This window comes from Flavobacterium pectinovorum (assembly GCF_022802975.1).
GTDB lineage: Bacteria > Bacteroidota > Bacteroidia > Flavobacteriales > Flavobacteriaceae > Flavobacterium > Flavobacterium pectinovorum_B.
Genome location: NZ_JAFEVZ010000003.1, coordinates 1 through 17,174, shown reverse-complemented (window position 1 = coordinate 17,174; position 17,174 = coordinate 1). Strand labels below are relative to the sequence as shown.

General features: G+C 33.4%; 15 protein-coding genes. 12 read left to right on the top strand and 3 right to left on the bottom strand.

The annotated features are described in order from the left end of the window. The first annotated feature begins 38 nt into the window (after window positions 1–38). Complete coding sequence (locus FLV_RS05045; protein WP_243231441.1) at window positions 39–2,429, top strand: penicillin acylase family protein; 2,391 nt, start codon at window positions 39–41, stop codon at window positions 2,427–2,429. Window positions 2,430–2,514: 85 nt separating this feature from the next. On the opposite strand, the gene FLV_RS05040 is transcribed toward FLV_RS05045, so the two are convergent. Then, the gene (locus tag FLV_RS05040) at window positions 2,515–2,967 is read right to left on the bottom strand and encodes a hypothetical protein (protein ID WP_243231440.1); all 453 of its coding nucleotides are present in this window, start codon (window positions 2,965–2,967) and stop codon (window positions 2,515–2,517) included. A gap of 685 nt (window positions 2,968–3,652) precedes the next feature. On the opposite strand from FLV_RS05040, the gene FLV_RS05035 reads away from it, so the two are divergent. Further along, window positions 3,653–4,993, top strand: a complete 1,341-nt coding sequence (locus FLV_RS05035; protein WP_243231434.1) for an FAD-dependent oxidoreductase — start codon at window positions 3,653–3,655, stop codon at window positions 4,991–4,993. A gap of 95 nt (window positions 4,994–5,088) precedes the next feature. On the opposite strand, the gene FLV_RS05030 is transcribed toward FLV_RS05035, so the two are convergent. Next, on the bottom strand, window positions 5,089–6,606 hold the full coding sequence (locus FLV_RS05030) for a helicase HerA-like domain-containing protein (RefSeq protein WP_243231433.1): 1,518 nt from the start codon (window positions 6,604–6,606) through the stop codon (window positions 5,089–5,091). Window positions 6,607–6,984: 378 nt separating this feature from the next. Here FLV_RS05030 and FLV_RS05025 point away from each other — a divergent pair, with 378 nt between their 5' ends. The 8 genes from FLV_RS05025 (at window position 6,985) to FLV_RS04990 (ending at window position 13,481) form a co-directional block, all read left to right on the top strand. Beyond that, on the top strand, window positions 6,985–7,809 hold the full coding sequence (locus FLV_RS05025) for a MotA/TolQ/ExbB proton channel family protein (protein WP_243231432.1): 825 nt from the start codon (window positions 6,985–6,987) through the stop codon (window positions 7,807–7,809). 54 nt (window positions 7,810–7,863) lie between these two features. After that, on the top strand, window positions 7,864–8,490 hold the full coding sequence (locus FLV_RS05020) for an ExbD/TolR family protein (protein ID WP_243231431.1): 627 nt from the start codon (window positions 7,864–7,866) through the stop codon (window positions 8,488–8,490). A gap of 19 nt (window positions 8,491–8,509) precedes the next feature. After that, window positions 8,510–9,061, top strand: coding sequence for an ExbD/TolR family protein (locus tag FLV_RS05015; protein WP_243231427.1), 552 nt, complete (start codon window positions 8,510–8,512; stop codon window positions 9,059–9,061). A 40-nt stretch (window positions 9,062–9,101) separates the two neighbouring features. Further along, entirely contained in the window at window positions 9,102–9,905 is an 804-nt protein-coding gene (locus tag FLV_RS05010; RefSeq protein ID WP_243231425.1) for an energy transducer TonB, read from the top strand. Then, window positions 9,905–10,135 carry a hypothetical protein gene (locus FLV_RS05005; protein ID WP_243231418.1) on the top strand — a complete coding sequence of 77 codons (231 nt, stop codon included), beginning with the start codon at window positions 9,905–9,907 and terminating at the stop codon, window positions 10,133–10,135. Before FLV_RS05010 ends, FLV_RS05005 begins: the two co-directional genes overlap by 1 nt. A gap of 2 nt (window positions 10,136–10,137) precedes the next feature. After that, window positions 10,138–11,061, top strand: a complete 924-nt coding sequence (locus FLV_RS05000; RefSeq protein WP_243231413.1) for a PstS family phosphate ABC transporter substrate-binding protein — start codon at window positions 10,138–10,140, stop codon at window positions 11,059–11,061. A gap of 16 nt (window positions 11,062–11,077) precedes the next feature. After that, a complete protein-coding gene (locus FLV_RS04995; protein WP_243231410.1) occupies window positions 11,078–12,745 on the top strand; it encodes a tetratricopeptide repeat protein in 1,668 nt (555 codons plus the stop codon). A 103-nt stretch (window positions 12,746–12,848) separates the two neighbouring features. Then, a complete protein-coding gene (locus FLV_RS04990; protein WP_243231408.1) occupies window positions 12,849–13,481 on the top strand; it encodes a 7-carboxy-7-deazaguanine synthase QueE in 633 nt (210 codons plus the stop codon). 75 nt (window positions 13,482–13,556) lie between these two features. Here FLV_RS04990 and FLV_RS04985 read toward each other — a convergent pair whose 3' ends face one another. Next, window positions 13,557–14,264 carry a class I SAM-dependent methyltransferase gene (locus FLV_RS04985; protein WP_243231406.1) on the bottom strand — a complete coding sequence of 236 codons (708 nt, stop codon included), beginning with the start codon at window positions 14,262–14,264 and terminating at the stop codon, window positions 13,557–13,559. A gap of 74 nt (window positions 14,265–14,338) precedes the next feature. Between FLV_RS04985 and FLV_RS04980 the strand changes: the two genes are divergently transcribed. Next, window positions 14,339–14,833 carry a YkgJ family cysteine cluster protein gene (locus tag FLV_RS04980; RefSeq protein ID WP_243231404.1) on the top strand — a complete coding sequence of 165 codons (495 nt, stop codon included), beginning with the start codon at window positions 14,339–14,341 and terminating at the stop codon, window positions 14,831–14,833. Between the two features lie 110 nt (window positions 14,834–14,943). Beyond that, complete coding sequence (locus FLV_RS04975; RefSeq protein ID WP_243231402.1) at window positions 14,944–16,179, top strand: ABC transporter permease; 1,236 nt, start codon at window positions 14,944–14,946, stop codon at window positions 16,177–16,179. Window positions 16,180–17,174: the final 995 nt, after the last annotated feature.

The window sequence follows — 17,174 nt, the reverse complement described above, 5'->3', positions numbered from 1 at the left end:
TCATTTTACAAACATTACGGTTTATACTTTTGCAAAATATGAGAAGATTTAAAAAAATCCTGCTGGTTTTGGTACTGCTTATTGTGGTACTTGGAATAGGTTTATGTGTTTATATTTTTTATTTGAAACCCAAGTATGAAGGGGAAATTGAATTAAAAAATCTTCAAAAAGAAACCACAGTATATTTTGATGAATATGGCGTTCCTCATATTTATGCCAATTCAGAAAAAGATGCAATAACCGCTTTAGGTTACGTTCATGCGCAGGAAAGATTATGGCAAATGGAATTGCTTCGAAGAATTGCTCCCGGAAAATTATCAGAAATCTTCGGATCAGTGGCGCTTAAAAACGACAAGTTTTTTGCCGGAATTGGCATTGAAGAAGCTTCGGCGAAAGCCATTGCTAAATTGGATAAAAACAGTGAAAGTTATAAATTAACTCAGGCATATCTGGACGGAATTAATCAATACCTGGAAGAAGGTGTAACACCGATTGAATTTACTTTGGTTGGAGTAAAAAAAGAAAAATTCACGATAAAAGATGTTTACAATATCTTCGGGTATATGTCTTTTAGTTTTGCAATGGCTCAAAAAACAGATCCTTTATTGACAGATATTCGCAATAAATATGGTGCAGAATATTTGAAAGATTTAGGAATTGAAGGCGAGTTTAATACTACGCAGATTAAAAGTTCAAAAGAAAATAGTGAAGATTATACCGCTGTTTCAAAATCGATTACGGCGTTGTTGGATAAATCTCCAATTCCGCCATTTATAGGAAGTAACAGTTGGGTTGCCGGTCCGCATAAAACAAAAAGCGGAAAAGTCATTTTTGCCAATGATCCGCATATTGGGTTTTCGCAGCCTGCAACTTGGTACGAGGCGCATATTGTTACTCCGAAACAAGAATTATACGGTTGTTATCTCGCAGGAACACCGTTTCCGTTATTGGCGCATAATCGCGATTATGCGTATGGTTTAACGATGTTTGAAAATGATGATATCGACTTTTATCAGGAAAGGACTTTGAAAGGAGATCCAAATCTATATGAAACACCAACAGGTTTTGGTAAATATCAAATCAGAAAAAAAACAATTAAAGTAAAAGATACTTCAGATGTAGTTTTAACAATTAAATCAAGCCGACACGGGCCAATTATGAATGATTTACTGGAGCGATTAGATCGCAAAAAATCAATTGCGATGTCGTGGACTTACACAAGAGAACCAATCCGGATTTTGGATGCGGCTTATGGTCTTTCGCATGCAAAGAACAGAGACGATTTTAAAAAAGCAGTTAGTTTAATTGCCGCTCCGGGATTGAACGTAATGTATGGTGATGCAAAAGGAAATGTAGCTTGGTGGGCAAGCGGGAAATTGTATAAACACAATAAAGGAGTAAATACCCATTTAATTTTAGACGGTGCAACCGGAAAAGATGATATTACAGAATATTTAGATTTCTCCAAAAATCCATCGGCTGAAAACCCAGAATGGGGTTATGTATATTCGGCGAATAATCAGCCCGAAGCGATTGATGGTTATTTATATCCGGGATATTATCTGCCGGAAGACCGTGCCAAAAGAATTTCGGGTTTAATGGATGCAAAATCAGATTGGGATAAAGAAGCCATCAGTAAGATGATTTTCGATAATACATCTGAAATTGCGGTTGAAACGGTTCAAAATCTAATTTCGAATGTTGATGTTAATGCCATTTCAGAGTCAGAAAAAGAAGCGGTAAAGGTTTTAAAATCATGGAAAGGAACTAATAACCTGGAAGATGCAGCGCCAACAATTTATAATAAATGGGTTTATCTTTATTTAAAAAACACGTTTGAAGACGAAATGGGCGAAGACAATTTTAATTTGTTTTTAGGGATTTCTGTTGGAAAACAAGTAATTGCCAATCAGGTTAAAAATGAAAATTCAGTTTGGTGGGATAATATCAAAACAAAAAAGGTGAAGGAAACGAGAAAAGATATTGTTTCTAAATCATTTCACGAAGCGATTTCAGATCTTCAAAAACAATTAGGCAATACAATTTCTGACTGGAAATGGGGAAAAGTTCATACGGTTGAACACGAACATCCGTTAGGGAAAGTGGCGGTACTTCGCGGATTATTCAATGTTGGACCTTTTGCTTCGCCGGGTTCAAATGAAGTAATCAATAATTTATTTTTCGGTTTTAACAATGAAGGAAAGTATTACGTAAAAGGAGGTCCGTCAACCAGAAGAATTGTAGATTTCTCAGACATTGAAAACAGCTGGAGTATTCTGCCAACAGGACAGTCAGGAAATCCTTTCAGTAAACATTACAGTGATCAGGCAGAAATGTATAACGCCGGAAAATTCAGAAAAATGAAATTGAATAAAGAGGAGATTATCAGAACTTCGACAAAATTGATTTTTAAACCTGAAAAGAAATAGTTTCAGCTTTCACTTTTATTGAGAAAGGTTCAAAGGATTTAGTTTTAAAACCTTTGAACCTTTATTGTTTTGTCTTTTTAGAACCTTACTTAGCGATTATATATTTCCCCTTAACAATATCCCTTGCATATATATCAAGATTTGTATTAAGTGCCTGATTGCTGGTCATTATGTTGGTGGTTTGATAAATTTTGTCTTTTTGGTATGTTTTTAACAGTGTTTCCAACTCTATTTCGTCATGAAAAGCAAACAAATTATAAACCGCATCTCTGAAATTTCTGAAATTGATAGTTTCAGTTATTTCCATGGTTTTTTGTTCATTCCATTTTTCTTTGTTGGCAGTTTCGTTTATTTTATTTAAACAATAATCAACAAAATAAGTTTTGTAGCGGGCTGCTTCGATAATCTTATTTACGATTATTGTATTTTGCTGAGTTGGCATTTGTACTGCTGTTCTGTGTTGTTGGCAAATACCGGTATAAGGAATAAAGATTAATAGCAATAAAACTAACAAGGAATGTTTTTTAAAATTTTTCATAGGTGTTTTTAAATTATTTCCGGCTTATATAGCTGTAAATTGGGTTGATTTAGGGATTTATTGTTGTTTTCAGGCAATGCTAAAATAGTTTTTTTGTTGTAAAAATTCAATTGAAAATGAACTTTTAGATAAAAAATATTCATTCATTTTTGTAGTGTTCGGGTTCGTAAGATAACGATTACGGATGTCTGAATTTTATAAAATGAAACTCCGATAATGTGGTTTAAAACTACATTATCGGAGTTGATTAATAAAAACAACTGTTCTTTTTTTGATTGATGAATGAAACTTTATAGCAATTATATATTCAATGAGTTGAATTTGGTTTAAGATTTTTTAATTGAATTAAAGGATGCATAAATTGTTAGACGATTGATTTGCTTTTTAGTTTCAATATCAGTCAAATTTTTTATAAAAAGAAGAAAATTCAATATAGGCTGTAGATTTTAATAAATCAATAACAAACAGGATTTTGTTATGAAAATGAGTGTCGCATGAGGGATAGGAGCGATATCCTTTTGTGCCGGTGTTCGGCATAAAAGATATAGCGGATAGCCCGACCCGCTTTTTTGCGGGTCATGCCCACGTAAATATTAGGTTTTCGGGGCAAATAATTGTTTTATTTTAAAGCTTATGTATAATTATTACTTATTTTTACGACCCAATATATTAGATTTTTCCCTTGATGCAAACTTCACTAAAAATTGCTGTTGTTGGTTCCGGACTTGTAGGATCGCTGCTGGCAATTTATCTTAAAAAAGCAGGTCATGCCGTTCATGTTTATGATCGTAGTCCTGATATTCGCAAAATAAATTTTTCGGGTCGTTCTATTAATCTGGCAATGTCCAATCGAGGATGGAAAGCGCTGGATGCTGTTGGTGTTGGTGATTCGGTACGCGAAATAGCAATTCCGATGGACAAACGTGCTATTCATTTGGTTGATAAACTTAATTTTCAGAATTACGGTCAGGAAGGAGAGTCAATTTATTCGATTTCAAGAGGAAAACTGAACAGAAAAATGATTGACCTTGCTGAAGAAGCCGGAGCCGAGTTTCATTTTGAGCAGAAAGTTTGGGATGTTACTTTGAGTGATGCCACTTTGCATATTGGAGAAAGTGAAAGAGGCGAGTGGGAAGAAAGAAAATTTGATATGGTTTTTGGAGCTGATGGGGCTTTTTCAAGAATTCGTCACAGGATGCAGCGTCAGAGTATGTTTAATTATTCGCAGGAATTTTTGAATATGGGTTACAAGGAATTGAATATTCCGGCAAATGCAGATGGTTCGCATAAACTGGATAAAAATTCTTTTCATATTTGGCCGCGTGGTGAATATATGCTTATTGCACTTCCTAATCTTGACGGAAGTTTTACCTGTACTTTATTCATGCCTTTTGAAGGTCAGAATTCTTTTGAATCATTAACTGACCGAAAAATGGTCGAAGATTTCTTTACGAAAAACTTTCCTGATTCTATTGAAGTTATACCGGAACTGGCAAATGACTTTTTTAAAAATCCAACTAGTACTTTGGTAACGATGAAGTGTTTTCCATGGACTTATGAAGATAAAATTGCATTAATTGGGGATGCTTGTCATGCAATCGTTCCGTTTTACGGACAAGGAATGAATGCCGGTTTTGAAGATATTACGGTACTAAACGAGATGATCGCAAAGTATGGCAACGACTGGAAGAAGATTTTCTCTGAATATCAAATTTCACGTAAACCAAATGCCGATGCAATTGCAGAACTTTCGTATCGCAATTTTATGGAAATGAGTACCAAAACTGCCGATGAGAAATTCTTATTGCAAAAGAAAATAGAAAAAGTATTCTCTGAAAAACATCCTGATAAATGGATACCTTTATATAGTAGAGTGACTTTTAGTGATCGTCCTTACACGGAGGCTCTGGCGATTGGCGATTTTCAAAACGCAATTATGGAAGAGATTTTAAAACTCGATAATATTGAAAATATCTGGAACACACCAGAAATCGAAAATAAGATACTGGAGTTACTGGAGCAATAAATCAATGTCAATTACAATATCAAAAATCAATTTGGATTTACGTTGATATTGAAATTGAAATTGATTTTTGATATTGAAATTGATTTTTGATATTGTTATTTTTTGAAAATTTTAGTCAAAACGCCAAAAACACCTCTTATAAAAGTAGCACTTGTAACTACTTTAAGAACAGATTTTGTAACTACTTCTGTAGTGCTTGGTCCTGTTTTTGAAGATTTAGCGGGAGCTTGTTCCTCTTGTTCGGCGGCTACTTGTGCAGCTTCTTCAATTTTTTTGTTCAGGATTTCATAGGCACTTTCGCGGTCAATTTCTTCACTGTATTTTTTAACGAGTTTCGATTTGCTGTTTATTTCTTCAATTTCGTCAGCCGTTAAAATATCCATTCGGCTTTGAGGGGCACGCATCATTGTAGCAACTAATGGCGTTGGAACACCTTTTTCGTTCAAAGCAGTCACTAACGCTTCACCAATCCCTAAACTGGTCAATAATTCATCCGTTTTATAATAATCAGATGTTGGATAATTATCGGCCGTTTTTTTAATTGCCTGACGGTCGTTTGCCGTAAAAGCTCTCAATGCATGCTGGATTTTTAATCCTAATTGCGCCAAAACACCGCTTGGCACATCCATTGGGTTTTGGGTTACAAAATAAACACCTACACCTTTTGAACGGATAAGTTTTACAATCGTTTCAATTTGTTCTAATAAGGCTTTACTGGCTTCATTAAAAATTAAATGTGCTTCGTCAATAAAAATAACTAATTCAGGTTGCTCGGCATCTCCTTTTTCAGGCATCTGCTGATAGATTTCGGCAAGTAGACTTAGCATAAAAGTCGAGAATAATTTTGGTTTGTCCTGAATATCCGTTAGGCGAATGATGTTCACGTATCCTTTTCCGTTTTCATCAATTCGCATCAAATCATCAATTTCAAAAGATAATTCTCCAAAAAACAAATCACCTCCCTGCTGTTCCAATTCGATGATTTTTCTTAAAATGGTTCCTGTAGTTGAAGTAGAGATTTTGCCGTAATTTTCTTCAATTTCGTCTTTGCCTTCTTCTGTAATGTAATTGATGACTTTTTTGATGTCTTTTAAATCTAACAAAGGCATTTTTTTATCATCGCAATATTTAAAAATTACAGCTACCACACCGGCTTGCGTATCATTAAGATCTAAAATCCTTGAAAATAACACCGGACCAAATTCAGAAACCGTTGCACGCAGGCGAACGCCATTTTGCTTAGACAATGACATTAATTCAACAGGGAAAGAAGCAACATTGTAAGGGATGTTTATTTTAGCGTGGCGCTCGGTGATAAAACTTTCTTCTTTTCCTTCTTTTGCAATCCCGCTAAAATCGCCTTTGATGTCCATCATCAAAACAGGAATTCCGGCATTTGAAAGCTGCTCAGAAAAAACCTGAATTGTTTTTGTTTTACCAGTTCCGGTCGCACCTGCAATGAGCCCGTGGCGATTTAAAGTTTTTAAGGGAACCTTTACATGTGTTTCGGCTATTGCTTCCCCGTCAAGAATGGCGCCTCCTAAAATAATGCTGTCGCCTTTAGATGAGTATCCGTTGTTTATATCCTCAATGAAACTGTCTTTTTTATTCATTTTTATTCGTAATTTAGATGATTATAAGAGTATTGCTTCGCTTTTTAATACTTTTAATTGGTTTTTTTTAACAGGAAAAGCACGTTTTTTGACTGAAAATAACATAAAAAATAATTTCGCAACATTTTAAGAAGATGACAAAGGAATATTTGAATATTTACTAAAACGTTGTAATTTTTGCATAAATTAACCTTTTTTTTGTTTTATCAAAAAAATGATCTGAGCAATTTAATGAGATCTTTTTTAAATTCAAGTTAAATTTCCTTCAATTAAATTAAAAAAAGTTTTTTTATTTAAACTAAACGTATAAATTTGCTACCCTACAAGTTAAATATAACTAAAAATAAAAATTATTTAAAACTATTAAAATTAAAAAAAATGGCAAACGTTAAAGTTAAAAAAGAAAGCACTTCGAATGGAGGAGGAATGGTTTCAGGAATCATTATTGTAGCATGTGTTTTTGTTGGTTGGTTAATCTGGAAATTCGTTATGGGATCTCCTGCAAACTTTGAAGGAGGTAATCCTGAAACAGGTCATCCAATTAATACTTTAGGAATGGTATATAAAGGAGGTTTCATTGTACCTATATTATTAGGTATGTTTTTAATGGTTGTTGTTTTTTCTATTGAAAGATTTATCGTTATCTCAAAAGCTGCTGGTAAAGCTAATTTGGATGCATTTATGAAAAATGTACAAGGAAGCATCAAAGAAGGAAACATCGAGGCTGCTATCGCTTCATGTGACAAACAACAAGGTTCAGTTGCAAATGCAATTAAATCTGCTTTGATTAAATACCAAGACGTTAAAAAAGAAGGATTCAACAGTGAAGAAGCTTCAGAAGTAATCCACAAAGAAATCGAAGAGGCAACTTCATTAGAAATGCCAATGTTAGAGAAAAACATGACTATCATCTCTACTTTAGTATCATTAGGAACTTTAGGAGGATTATTAGGAACAGTATCTGGTATGATTAAAGCGTTTGGTGCGTTAGCTTCTGCTGGAACTCCAGATCAGGCTGCTCTTGCAACAGGTATTTCTGAGGCACTTATCAACACTGCAACAGGTATCTCTACTTCAGTATTAGCGATCATTGCTTACAACTTCTTTACTGCTAAAATTGACGATTTAACTTACTCTATCGATGAGGCTGGTACTACAATCGTAAATACTTACAGAAAATTCAGAGGAAGCTTAAGACAATAATTAATTTTTGATAGTAATAATTAAAATTAATTATCAAAATAAAATAAAAAGAGAATGGCTAAAATAAAAATGAAAAAAAAGTCAACATCGACAGATATGACTGCCATGTGTGATGTTGCGTTCCTTTTGCTTACGTTCTTTATTTTGACCGCTACTGCCAAGGTGCCGGAAGCACTTCCTGTTGATACTCCATCGTCTACTGTACAAACGAAATTGCCGGATTCTGATTTGGCTATTATTTCAATTGGTAAAGGAAAAGATGGAAAAAGCAAAGTGTTTTTTGACTTAAAAGGAAGAGAATTGCGTAAGCAGACTCTTGAAGGGATGGGCGCGAAATTAGGAGTTGCTTTTTCAGAAGATGATAAAGCTAAATTTGCTCTAATGGATGACTTTGGTGTGCCGCTTGCAAATTTAAAGCAAATCATTGATATGAAAGCTTCTGATAGAAGTAAGGCTAATCAGCCGGGTATTCCAATTGATTCTTTAAATAATCAGTTAAAAGAATGGCTTTTGGTTTCAAGAAGAGCTGCGATTGACTTAGATGATAAAGAATTGCAGATTGCAATAAAAGGTGATGCTAAAGAAGATTATCCACAAATCAAAAAGATTATGGATATCTTACAAGACCAGAAAATCAATACCTTTAACCTAGTTACTGGTATGAGAGGAAAAGACTTTTAATTAAAAAATATACACTAAAATGGCTGAATTAAATACCGGCGACGGTGGCGGCGGGAAAGGTGGCAAAGTAAGAAGTAAAAAACAAAACTCGAAAGTCGATTTAACGGCGATGGTAGATTTGGCTTTCTTATTGATCACGTTCTTTATGTTGACCACGACGTTGTCAAAACCTCAATCGATGAGTTTAGGTTTGCCAGATAAAGAGGACGATCCTAATAAAAAAACAGAGGATATGAAGGTCGATGAGAGACGTACTATGACCATTATGATGGGCGAGGATAATAAACTTGTGTATTATATGGGATTGTTAGAGAATCCTATTGCCGGACCTAAAGATATCGAGTATGGAAAAGGCGGTATCCGTAAAGAATTACTGGCTCGTAAAAAGTCTGTAGTAGAGATTACAGGTGACAAAGAAAAAGGGATTATTGTAATCATCAAGCCCGGTAAAAAATCTAAGTACAAAAACTTAGTAGATATTTTAGATGAAATGGCTATTACAGGAGTTGGAACTTATGCAATTGTTAACGATTTTCTGCCAAAAGAAAAAGAATTGTTAGAGAAAAAATAAAAGCAATTTTATTTTGTCAATAACCTAATAATTAAGAAATATGAAATTAGATATTATAAAAAATCAGTGGCTTGATATCGTATTCGAAGGACGTAATAAGATATACGGTGCATATGAGTTAAGAAAATCAAACACTAAAACAACGGTAAGAGCACTTATCATTGGTTCTATTGTTTTTAGCTTAGCTGTAGCGGCTCCTCTTATTGCCAGTCTTTTGCCAGATTCTAATGAAGATGTGGTAGATAACGATATTAAAATTACTACGGTAAAATTACCTCCTAAGAAAAAAGAGGAAGTTAAGCCAAATTTACCGCCACCACCGCCACCACCGCCAAAAGTGGATCAGGTGAAGTTTGTTAAGCCAGTTGTGGCCAAAACAGAAGAGATTACTGAAGAACCACCAAAGATTGTGGATCTTAAGGAAAAGAAAATCGGTTCTGAAACGATCAAAGGTGATCCGGATGCAGTATTAACTGTGGATGAACCGGTAGGTAAAGGCCCGGTTGCTGAAATTGTACAGGAAGATAACCAGGTATATAACACAGCAGGTATCGAGGTAAAACCAGATTTCCCTGGAGGAATGGAGAAATTCTACAAATTCGTAGGAAACAATTACAAAACTCCGGAAGAAGAAGGTTTAAAAGGTAAAGTTTACGTTACGTTCGTTGTTGAAAAAGATGGTTCATTAACAGATATTAAAGTTTTAAGAGATATCGGTTACGGAACTGGAGCAGAAGCTATAAGGGTTCTTAAGAAGTGCCCAAAATGGACTCCTGGCGAACAAAACGGTAAAAAAGTAAGGGTTCTTTACTCTCTGCCTATTACAATACAATCTGCAGAATAATGTTGAAGGATTTACTTAATAACATTCAGAAGAAATCGCTCAAAGAGCGATTTCTTCTCGTTTTAGGAATATTGTTTTTTTTGATTTATCTTGTGCTTGGTTTAATGATTATGTTTTGGGAAAAATTACCATTAAACATGGATCCTTTGTACAGGTATGCATTTGGTATTTTACTGATAGTATATTCAGCAATACGTTTTTTAAGATTAATAAATTCTAACTCAGAATAGATATGTTAAAATATGTTAAATTTTTTAGTTTGATTATTTTTATTTTTTTGTTTGCAATGTGCAACCAAAAAAGTAAAAGCGATTCAAACAAAGAAACCATTTTGAAGGGATCTATAGAGATTACAGTTGATGAAACTGTTAAGCCAATTGTAGAGGATCAGGTTGCTGTATTTGAGGGTACTTATTATGATGCTAAAGTTTCAGTTAAAACTAAATCTGAAGCGGAATTAATTAATGATCTGCTAAATGGAAAAACAAAAGTTGTTATAACTGCAAGAGATTTAACTCAGGAGGAAAAAGACAAATTCATAAAATTGAAAATTAACCCAAGAGTTACTCCGTTTGCAACTGATGCTATTGCTTTTATTTCAAGCAAAGGCAATAATGACACTTTGATTGCGTTGAAAACAGTAGTTGATTTTATGAAAGGTATTCCAAATCCTAAAATAAAAGGATTAGTCTTTGATAACCCAAATTCAAGTACAGTGCGTTATATGAAAGATTTAGCTAAGGTTAAGGATGTTCCTGCTGAGGGTGTTTTTTCGTTTAAAACAAATGAAGAAGTAATAAAATTTGTTTCAGAAAATGATGGAATGATTGGAATAGTAGGCGTTAATTGGTTATCACAACCTTCTCCGGAAATGCAGGATATTGTTCATGATATAAATGTTTTAAGTGTAAAAGGATTTGATAGTAATGAATATTATAGTCCAACACAAAATGATATAGCGGAAGAAAAATATCCTTTGGCACGTGAATTGTATATCATAAATTGCCAGGGATACTCAGGTTTAGGTATGGGCTTTGCTTCATTCATTGCAGGAGATATTGGACAGCGCATTGTTTTAAAATCCGGATTGATGCCGGTTAGGACTCCTGGAAGAAAATTACAGATTAGAAGTCAAATTATGAATGATAAAGAATAAATTAATTACAATAAAGATGAATAAATTTAAAATTTTTAGTCTTGCCTTAGTTGCTTCAGCATCTGTGGTAAAAGCGCAAGACATTAAAGAAGCTAAAAAAGCAATAGATGCAGAACAATTTCAAAAAGCGAAGTCTTTGCTGAAATCAATCATAAAAGCAAAGCCTTCTGATGGTGAAGCTAACTTTGTTTTAGGGAATATATATTTGAATGAAAGTGTTGTCGATTCTGCTAAAATCTATTATTTGAATGGATTAGAGGCATCTGACAACAAGAATTTAAATTATATTGGATTGGGACAACTTGATCTTGATCAGAAAAATACAGCTGCTGCTCAGGCTAATTTTGGTTTAGCAATAAAAGACATGAAACGTAAAGATGTAGAAGAATTTATCTACATCGGAAGAGCATACATCAATTCTGAAAATCCTGACTATACTAGTGCTGTTGCTATCTTGCAGCGTGCTTTGGCCATTGAGCCACAAAACGCTACTGCTCTTTTGGCAATTGGAGACGCATACTATGGGGCGAATAATCAAAATGATGCTTATAAAGCGTATCGTGATGCTTTTACAGCTGACCCAACACTTTTAAGAGCAAAAATGCAATTAGGGGTTTTGTTAAAAGGAGCCAAATCTTATGATGAAGCGATTAAATCTTTTAACGAAGTGATTGCTTTAAATCCTAATTATGGTCCTGTTTACAGAGAGTTGGCTGAAACATATTACAAATGGGCCAGAAACAAACCTTCTACGGCAAAGGTAAATTTGCAAAATGCAATTACGAATTATGAGAAATATTTAAGCCTTACGGATTATTCTTTAGATTCTAAAATGCGCCATGCTGATTTCTTAATCTTGGTTAAAGATTATAAAAAACTTGAAGAAGTTGCGAACAAAATGATTGCAGAGGATAAAGTGAATCCAAGAATTTTTAGATATTTAGGATATGCTGCATACGAAAATGGCAATGCTGATGTAGCAATTAAATCTCTAGAAGATTTTATGAAAGTATCTACTAACAAAGTTATTGGTAGAGATTATTTGTATTTAGGGTTGTCTAAAATCAAAAAAGGTACTAATGCTGAGGGTGTAGTAGATCAGGCTGCTTTTGATGCTGGTCTTGCTGATATTAAAAAAGCAATTGAATTAGAACCTTTGGTTGTTGAAGAACTTGCTGATTTTGGAAAAGCGTTGTTTGGTAAAAAACAATATACTCAGGCTGCCGCAATTTTTGAACTTGGAGCCGCTAATACAGAATCTAAAAATTATTTAGATGATGCAGTTTATTATGGTATTTCTGTTTATTATGGTAATGCTGGTAAAACTGCTGAAACACGTGATGTAGCTGCACTACAAAACGCTGATGCTACTTTTGATAAAATCTTAGCAGCTTCGCCAACTTATGATGAAGCATACATATACAAAGCAAGAATAAACAGCTTGTTGGATAAAGATGATTTGATTATTAAAAATTACAGTGAATACGTTGCAAAAATTACAGCTAAAGGTGCTGAAGAATTGGCTAAACCGGCTACTGTGAAAAAAATTATTGAATCTTACAATGCAATTGGAGCGGCTTATGCCAATACTGATAAAGTAAAAGCAGTAGAATATTTCAATAAAACGTTAGTTTTAGATCCTGCAAATAGCTATGCTTCTCAATCTGTAAAAGCTTTGAAATAATTTCAAACTTTAAATAAATTTTTAAACCGACAGTTAATCAATAAACTGTCGGTTTTTTTTGTTCCATATTTAATTGACTATCTTTGCATTTTAAAATTAAATAATGTTATCAAAAGAAATACAATTAGAAGTAAATAAAGGAGCAATGTTACCTTTGATGGAAGAGTTTTATACGATCCAGGGTGAAGGGTATCACACAGGAACTGCTGCTTACTTCATTAGAATTGGGGGTTGTGATGTAGGATGTCACTGGTGCGATGTGAAAGAAAGCTGGAATGCTGAGTTACACCCGCCAACAAGTGTTGATTTAATTGTAAAAAATGCTTCGGCTCATGCAGACACTGTTGTAATTACTGGTGGAGAACCTCTAACCTGGGATATGGGTCTGCTTACCGGGAGGTTAAAAGATGAAAATTTAAAAGTTCATATTGAAACATCAGGAGCTTATCCTCTTTCGGGTACTTGGGATTGGATTTGCCTTTCGCCTAAAAAAAATAAATTACCAACTCAAACTGTTTATGATAATGCAGATGAGTTAAAAGTAATTATTCATAACAAACATGATTTTATTTTTGCCGAAGAGCAGGCAGAATTGGTAAATGATAATGCAATTTTATTCCTGCAACCGGAATGGAGTAAAAAGGAAGAAATGACTCCTTTGATTGTTGATTATGTAATGAGTAATCCAAAATGGAGAGTTTCGCTTCAAACACATAAATACTTGAATATACCATAAACAAAAAGCTTCTCATTTGAGAAGCTTTTTGTTTTGCGGTTCTTTTTTTTTAGTAATTATTTCCAGAATAAATTTTCAAACAGTTAGTCTGGCTAAATAATCATAATGTTCACCTTCTAAAATAAGTTCGCATTTTAAACCATTTGCAACCGCAGCATTTTGCAGGGTATTGTAATCTAAGTAAAGCCAGTCAAAAGGTTCTTCTTTTACTCCTTTATAAGATATATTAAAGACAAGTTCTCCATAATAATTATTTTCTGACGGAATCCATTTTCCGCCATCTTCATCTTCATCAAACATATAAATAATGTCTGAACTGTCTATTAAAATTTGACCGTCTTTCTTTAAAAGAGACTTTAGTTTAGATAAATATTTGTTACAGTTGTGTAGTTTCCCAAAAATCCCGGTACCATTCATTAATAAAAGGATTGTGTCAAATTTTTCTCCTTCAAAATCTAAAATGTTTTGAACTTTGACATTTTTTAGACCTCTCAATTTGCAGGTTTCAATTGCTTTTTCTGAAATATCAATTGAAGTTACTTCTAAATTGCGATCTTTTTGTAGTGAAAGACTATGGCTTCCCGCTCCGCAACCAACATCTAAAGTTTTTCCAAAAGTTAATTGTAAGGCCTTTTGCTCCAATTTTGGCATCTCATTATAGGAGCGAAATAGATATTCGACACTCATTTCATCTTCTTCAGAAATTGAAGTCTCCGTAATAATATCTTCTGGTGAATTATTGGTTTGAAAATCAAACATGGCTTTTCCGAAAAGATCTTTCATTGCAATTTAGTTCAAAGTTTAAAGGATTCGAATTTAAAGTTGTTTAATTTTGCAAATCAATTTAAATAGTAAACTTGAAACAAATTTTAAACAACTTAAATAAGTTAGCCAAAGATAAGCATATCGAAAACAAAAAGTATTTTGATAAGCTGAAAAAAAAACAACCTAAGAATTTAGATTATGTTATGCAGGATTTGCATGATGCAGAATTTAAAAGAACAGATTGTTTGCAATGTGCCAATTGTTGTAAAACTACTGGGCCATTATTTACTTTGGCAGATATTGAGAGAATATCCAAATCTTTCAGGCAAAAACCACAACAGTTCATTGAGCAGTATCTTCGAATTGATGAAGACAAGGATTATGTTTTAAAAAGTGTTCCCTGTACTTTTTTGGATAATGAAAATTATTGCATGATTTATGATGTTCGTCCAAAAGCATGTAGAGAGTTTCCGCATACTGATAGAAAAAAGTTTCATCAAATAGCAGATCTTACCTTGAAAAATGTTACAATTTGCCCCGCAGCTTATAATATTGTGGAAGAGATGAAGAAAAAGATGCCATTATAAGAGCTTAAATAATTGGTAATTGTTTATCGTTACAATTCGTTTTTACTTTTTTAAATGTATTTTTGACTGTGATAAATAAAGAGACTTAATAAATTAATAAAAACTGTAAATTGAATCTGGAATATTTTATAGCTAAAAGACTTATCACTGCTAAAGATTATAAAAGCAGTATTTCGGCACCTATTATAAAAATTGCCATTTCGGCTATAGCTATTGGTATTATTATGATGTTGGTTTCAGTTGCAACCGGAATTGGATTACAGCAAAAAATTCGGGACAAAGTTTCAGCCTTCAACGGACAGATTATTATTTCGAATTATGATAATAATAATTCTGAAGTAACATTGATTCCGGTTTCAAAAAAACAAGAGTTTTATCCTAATTTTAAATCGGTCCCTGAAGTAAGTCATGTTCAGGCAATCGCAAGCAAAGCTGGAATTATCAGAACCGAAAATGCTTTTGAAGGAATTATTTTCAAAGGAGTGGGAGCAGATTATGACTGGAATAATATAAAAGAATACTTGGTGGAAGGAAAATTGCCGGATTTCTCTAATTTATTAAATGAAGATGTTATAATTTCTAAATTTCTGGCAGATCGATTAGGTTTAAAAATAGGCGATAGCTTTAATACTTTTTTTATTAAAGAAGAACAAGGGAAGATGCCTAATAGCCGCCGATTCAGAATTACGGGTATTTTTAATTCGGGTTTTCAAAATTTTGATGCGACTTATATTATAGGTGATATTCGCCATATTCAAAGAATTAATAAATGGGCACCTGATCAGGTCGGCGCATTCGAAGTTTTTGTAAAAGATTTCGATAATATAAAAATGATAGGTAATCAAATCTACGAACAAACGTCCTCTGGTTTAGATACAAAAACGATAATTGAGAAGTACGGTTATATATTCGATTGGCTTCAGCTTTTTGATTTCAATATTATCGTTATTTTGGCTGTCATGATTTTGGTTGCAACAATAAATATGGTAGTTGCCTTGTTGGTACTTATTTTAGAGCGCACACAAATGATTGGAGTTTTAAAAGCATTAGGCGCTAACAATTGGGCTGTTCGAAAAATATTTTTGTACAACGCTTTCTATCTTATAATACGAGGCCTGTTTTGGGGTAACTTAATTGGTATTTCGATATTGTTAATTCAGCAGCAATTTGGGGTTATTCGATTAAATCCTGAAAACTATTATGTCAACCAGGCGCCAGTTTATATAAATTGGGTTTATGTGGTTTTATTGAATCTAATGACTGTTACGATTTGTTTCGTTGTATTATTAATTCCATCCTATATTATAACAAAGATTTCTCCTGTAAAAGCAATCCGTTTTGATTAACTAACATATATGAGTAATTGAGAGCCCGGCAGTTTTTTAGAAACTTGCCGGGTTTATTTTTTATACATATATAAAGTAGAAAAGCCTACTATAATATATAAGTGTAAATTTAAACGAAGTTTTAAAAGTCAATTGTCCTGCATAGGGATTTAATATTGGAATTTGATTATATTAATAAGAAGCTTACTCCCGCTATTCGCTGCAATCTTTAGTACCGAACCCCGGTACAAAAGGATTTTTACTACTATCGGGGCTATGGTCTGCGTTTTGAGAAGAAAATTTTGTTAAATAGAAGATTATTTCAGGAATAAAACGATGAAAGAAGAGAGTTTTAGGATGTTTGCTGTGTTATAAATAGGTAAAAAGGGCAGAAAAAGGGTTTTTATAATTTGATATAAGTTCATCAAAGCGCCCCAAAACAGAAAAACTTGACAAAAGTAAGATGTGAAAAAGGCTAAAAACTATCAAAAGGGCACCTAAATAAGGAAAAGCCTTACATTGTATCAAAAAAAGTTGTTTTGTAAATAAGGAGTTATCAGTTAGTTAAGAAATAATTCAAAAAAAGGATAAAAAAAGGGGTTTAAAAGTATTGTTTAACTGAATAAGTGTGGTACTTTTGCACCCGCAACAGCGAAGGCGTTCATCGAAATACTGGCAAGTAATAAGAATCAAACGAAAAGAAATTTTCAAAAAAAAGATTCGAAAAAGCTTGCGAGATTTGAAAATGCTTTTTACATTTGCACCCCGCAAACAGGGAGAGTTCATTGATAGGTTGGTAGATAAATTGAAGAAAAGGGAATGAAAAATTTTCCAAAAAAAAACTTCAAAAAACATTTGCCAGTTAGAAATAAGTTTTCTACTTTTGCACCCGCTTTGAGAAACAAATCAAAGTAAATAAAATAAGAAATACACGTTCGTAGACATATTGAATTGACAGCCGTTTTAACAGAGATGTTAGAACAAAAGAATAAGAGTAATAGAATTGTGAGATTCGA

What these genes read in the sequence shown, in the direction of transcription:
- FLV_RS05045 (WP_243231441.1), top strand. Translation starts at nt 39, where the DNA reads ATGAGAAGATTTAAAAAAATCCTGCTGGTTTTGGTACTGCTTATTGTG.
- FLV_RS05040 (WP_243231440.1), bottom strand. Translation starts at nt 2,967, where the DNA reads ATGAAAAATTTTAAAAAACATTCCTTGTTAGTTTTATTGCTATTAATC.
- FLV_RS05035 (WP_243231434.1), top strand. Translation starts at nt 3,653, where the DNA reads ATGCAAACTTCACTAAAAATTGCTGTTGTTGGTTCCGGACTTGTAGGA.
- FLV_RS05030 (WP_243231433.1), bottom strand. Translation starts at nt 6,606, where the DNA reads ATGAATAAAAAAGACAGTTTCATTGAGGATATAAACAACGGATACTCA.
- FLV_RS05025 (WP_243231432.1), top strand. Translation starts at nt 6,985, where the DNA reads ATGGCAAACGTTAAAGTTAAAAAAGAAAGCACTTCGAATGGAGGAGGA.
- FLV_RS05020 (WP_243231431.1), top strand. Translation starts at nt 7,864, where the DNA reads ATGGCTAAAATAAAAATGAAAAAAAAGTCAACATCGACAGATATGACT.
- FLV_RS05015 (WP_243231427.1), top strand. Translation starts at nt 8,510, where the DNA reads ATGGCTGAATTAAATACCGGCGACGGTGGCGGCGGGAAAGGTGGCAAA.
- FLV_RS05010 (WP_243231425.1), top strand. Translation starts at nt 9,102, where the DNA reads ATGAAATTAGATATTATAAAAAATCAGTGGCTTGATATCGTATTCGAA.
- FLV_RS05005 (WP_243231418.1), top strand. Translation starts at nt 9,905, where the DNA reads ATGTTGAAGGATTTACTTAATAACATTCAGAAGAAATCGCTCAAAGAG.
- FLV_RS05000 (WP_243231413.1), top strand. Translation starts at nt 10,138, where the DNA reads ATGTTAAAATATGTTAAATTTTTTAGTTTGATTATTTTTATTTTTTTG.
- FLV_RS04995 (WP_243231410.1), top strand. Translation starts at nt 11,078, where the DNA reads ATGAATAAATTTAAAATTTTTAGTCTTGCCTTAGTTGCTTCAGCATCT.
- FLV_RS04990 (WP_243231408.1), top strand. Translation starts at nt 12,849, where the DNA reads ATGTTATCAAAAGAAATACAATTAGAAGTAAATAAAGGAGCAATGTTA.
- FLV_RS04985 (WP_243231406.1), bottom strand. Translation starts at nt 14,264, where the DNA reads ATGAAAGATCTTTTCGGAAAAGCCATGTTTGATTTTCAAACCAATAAT.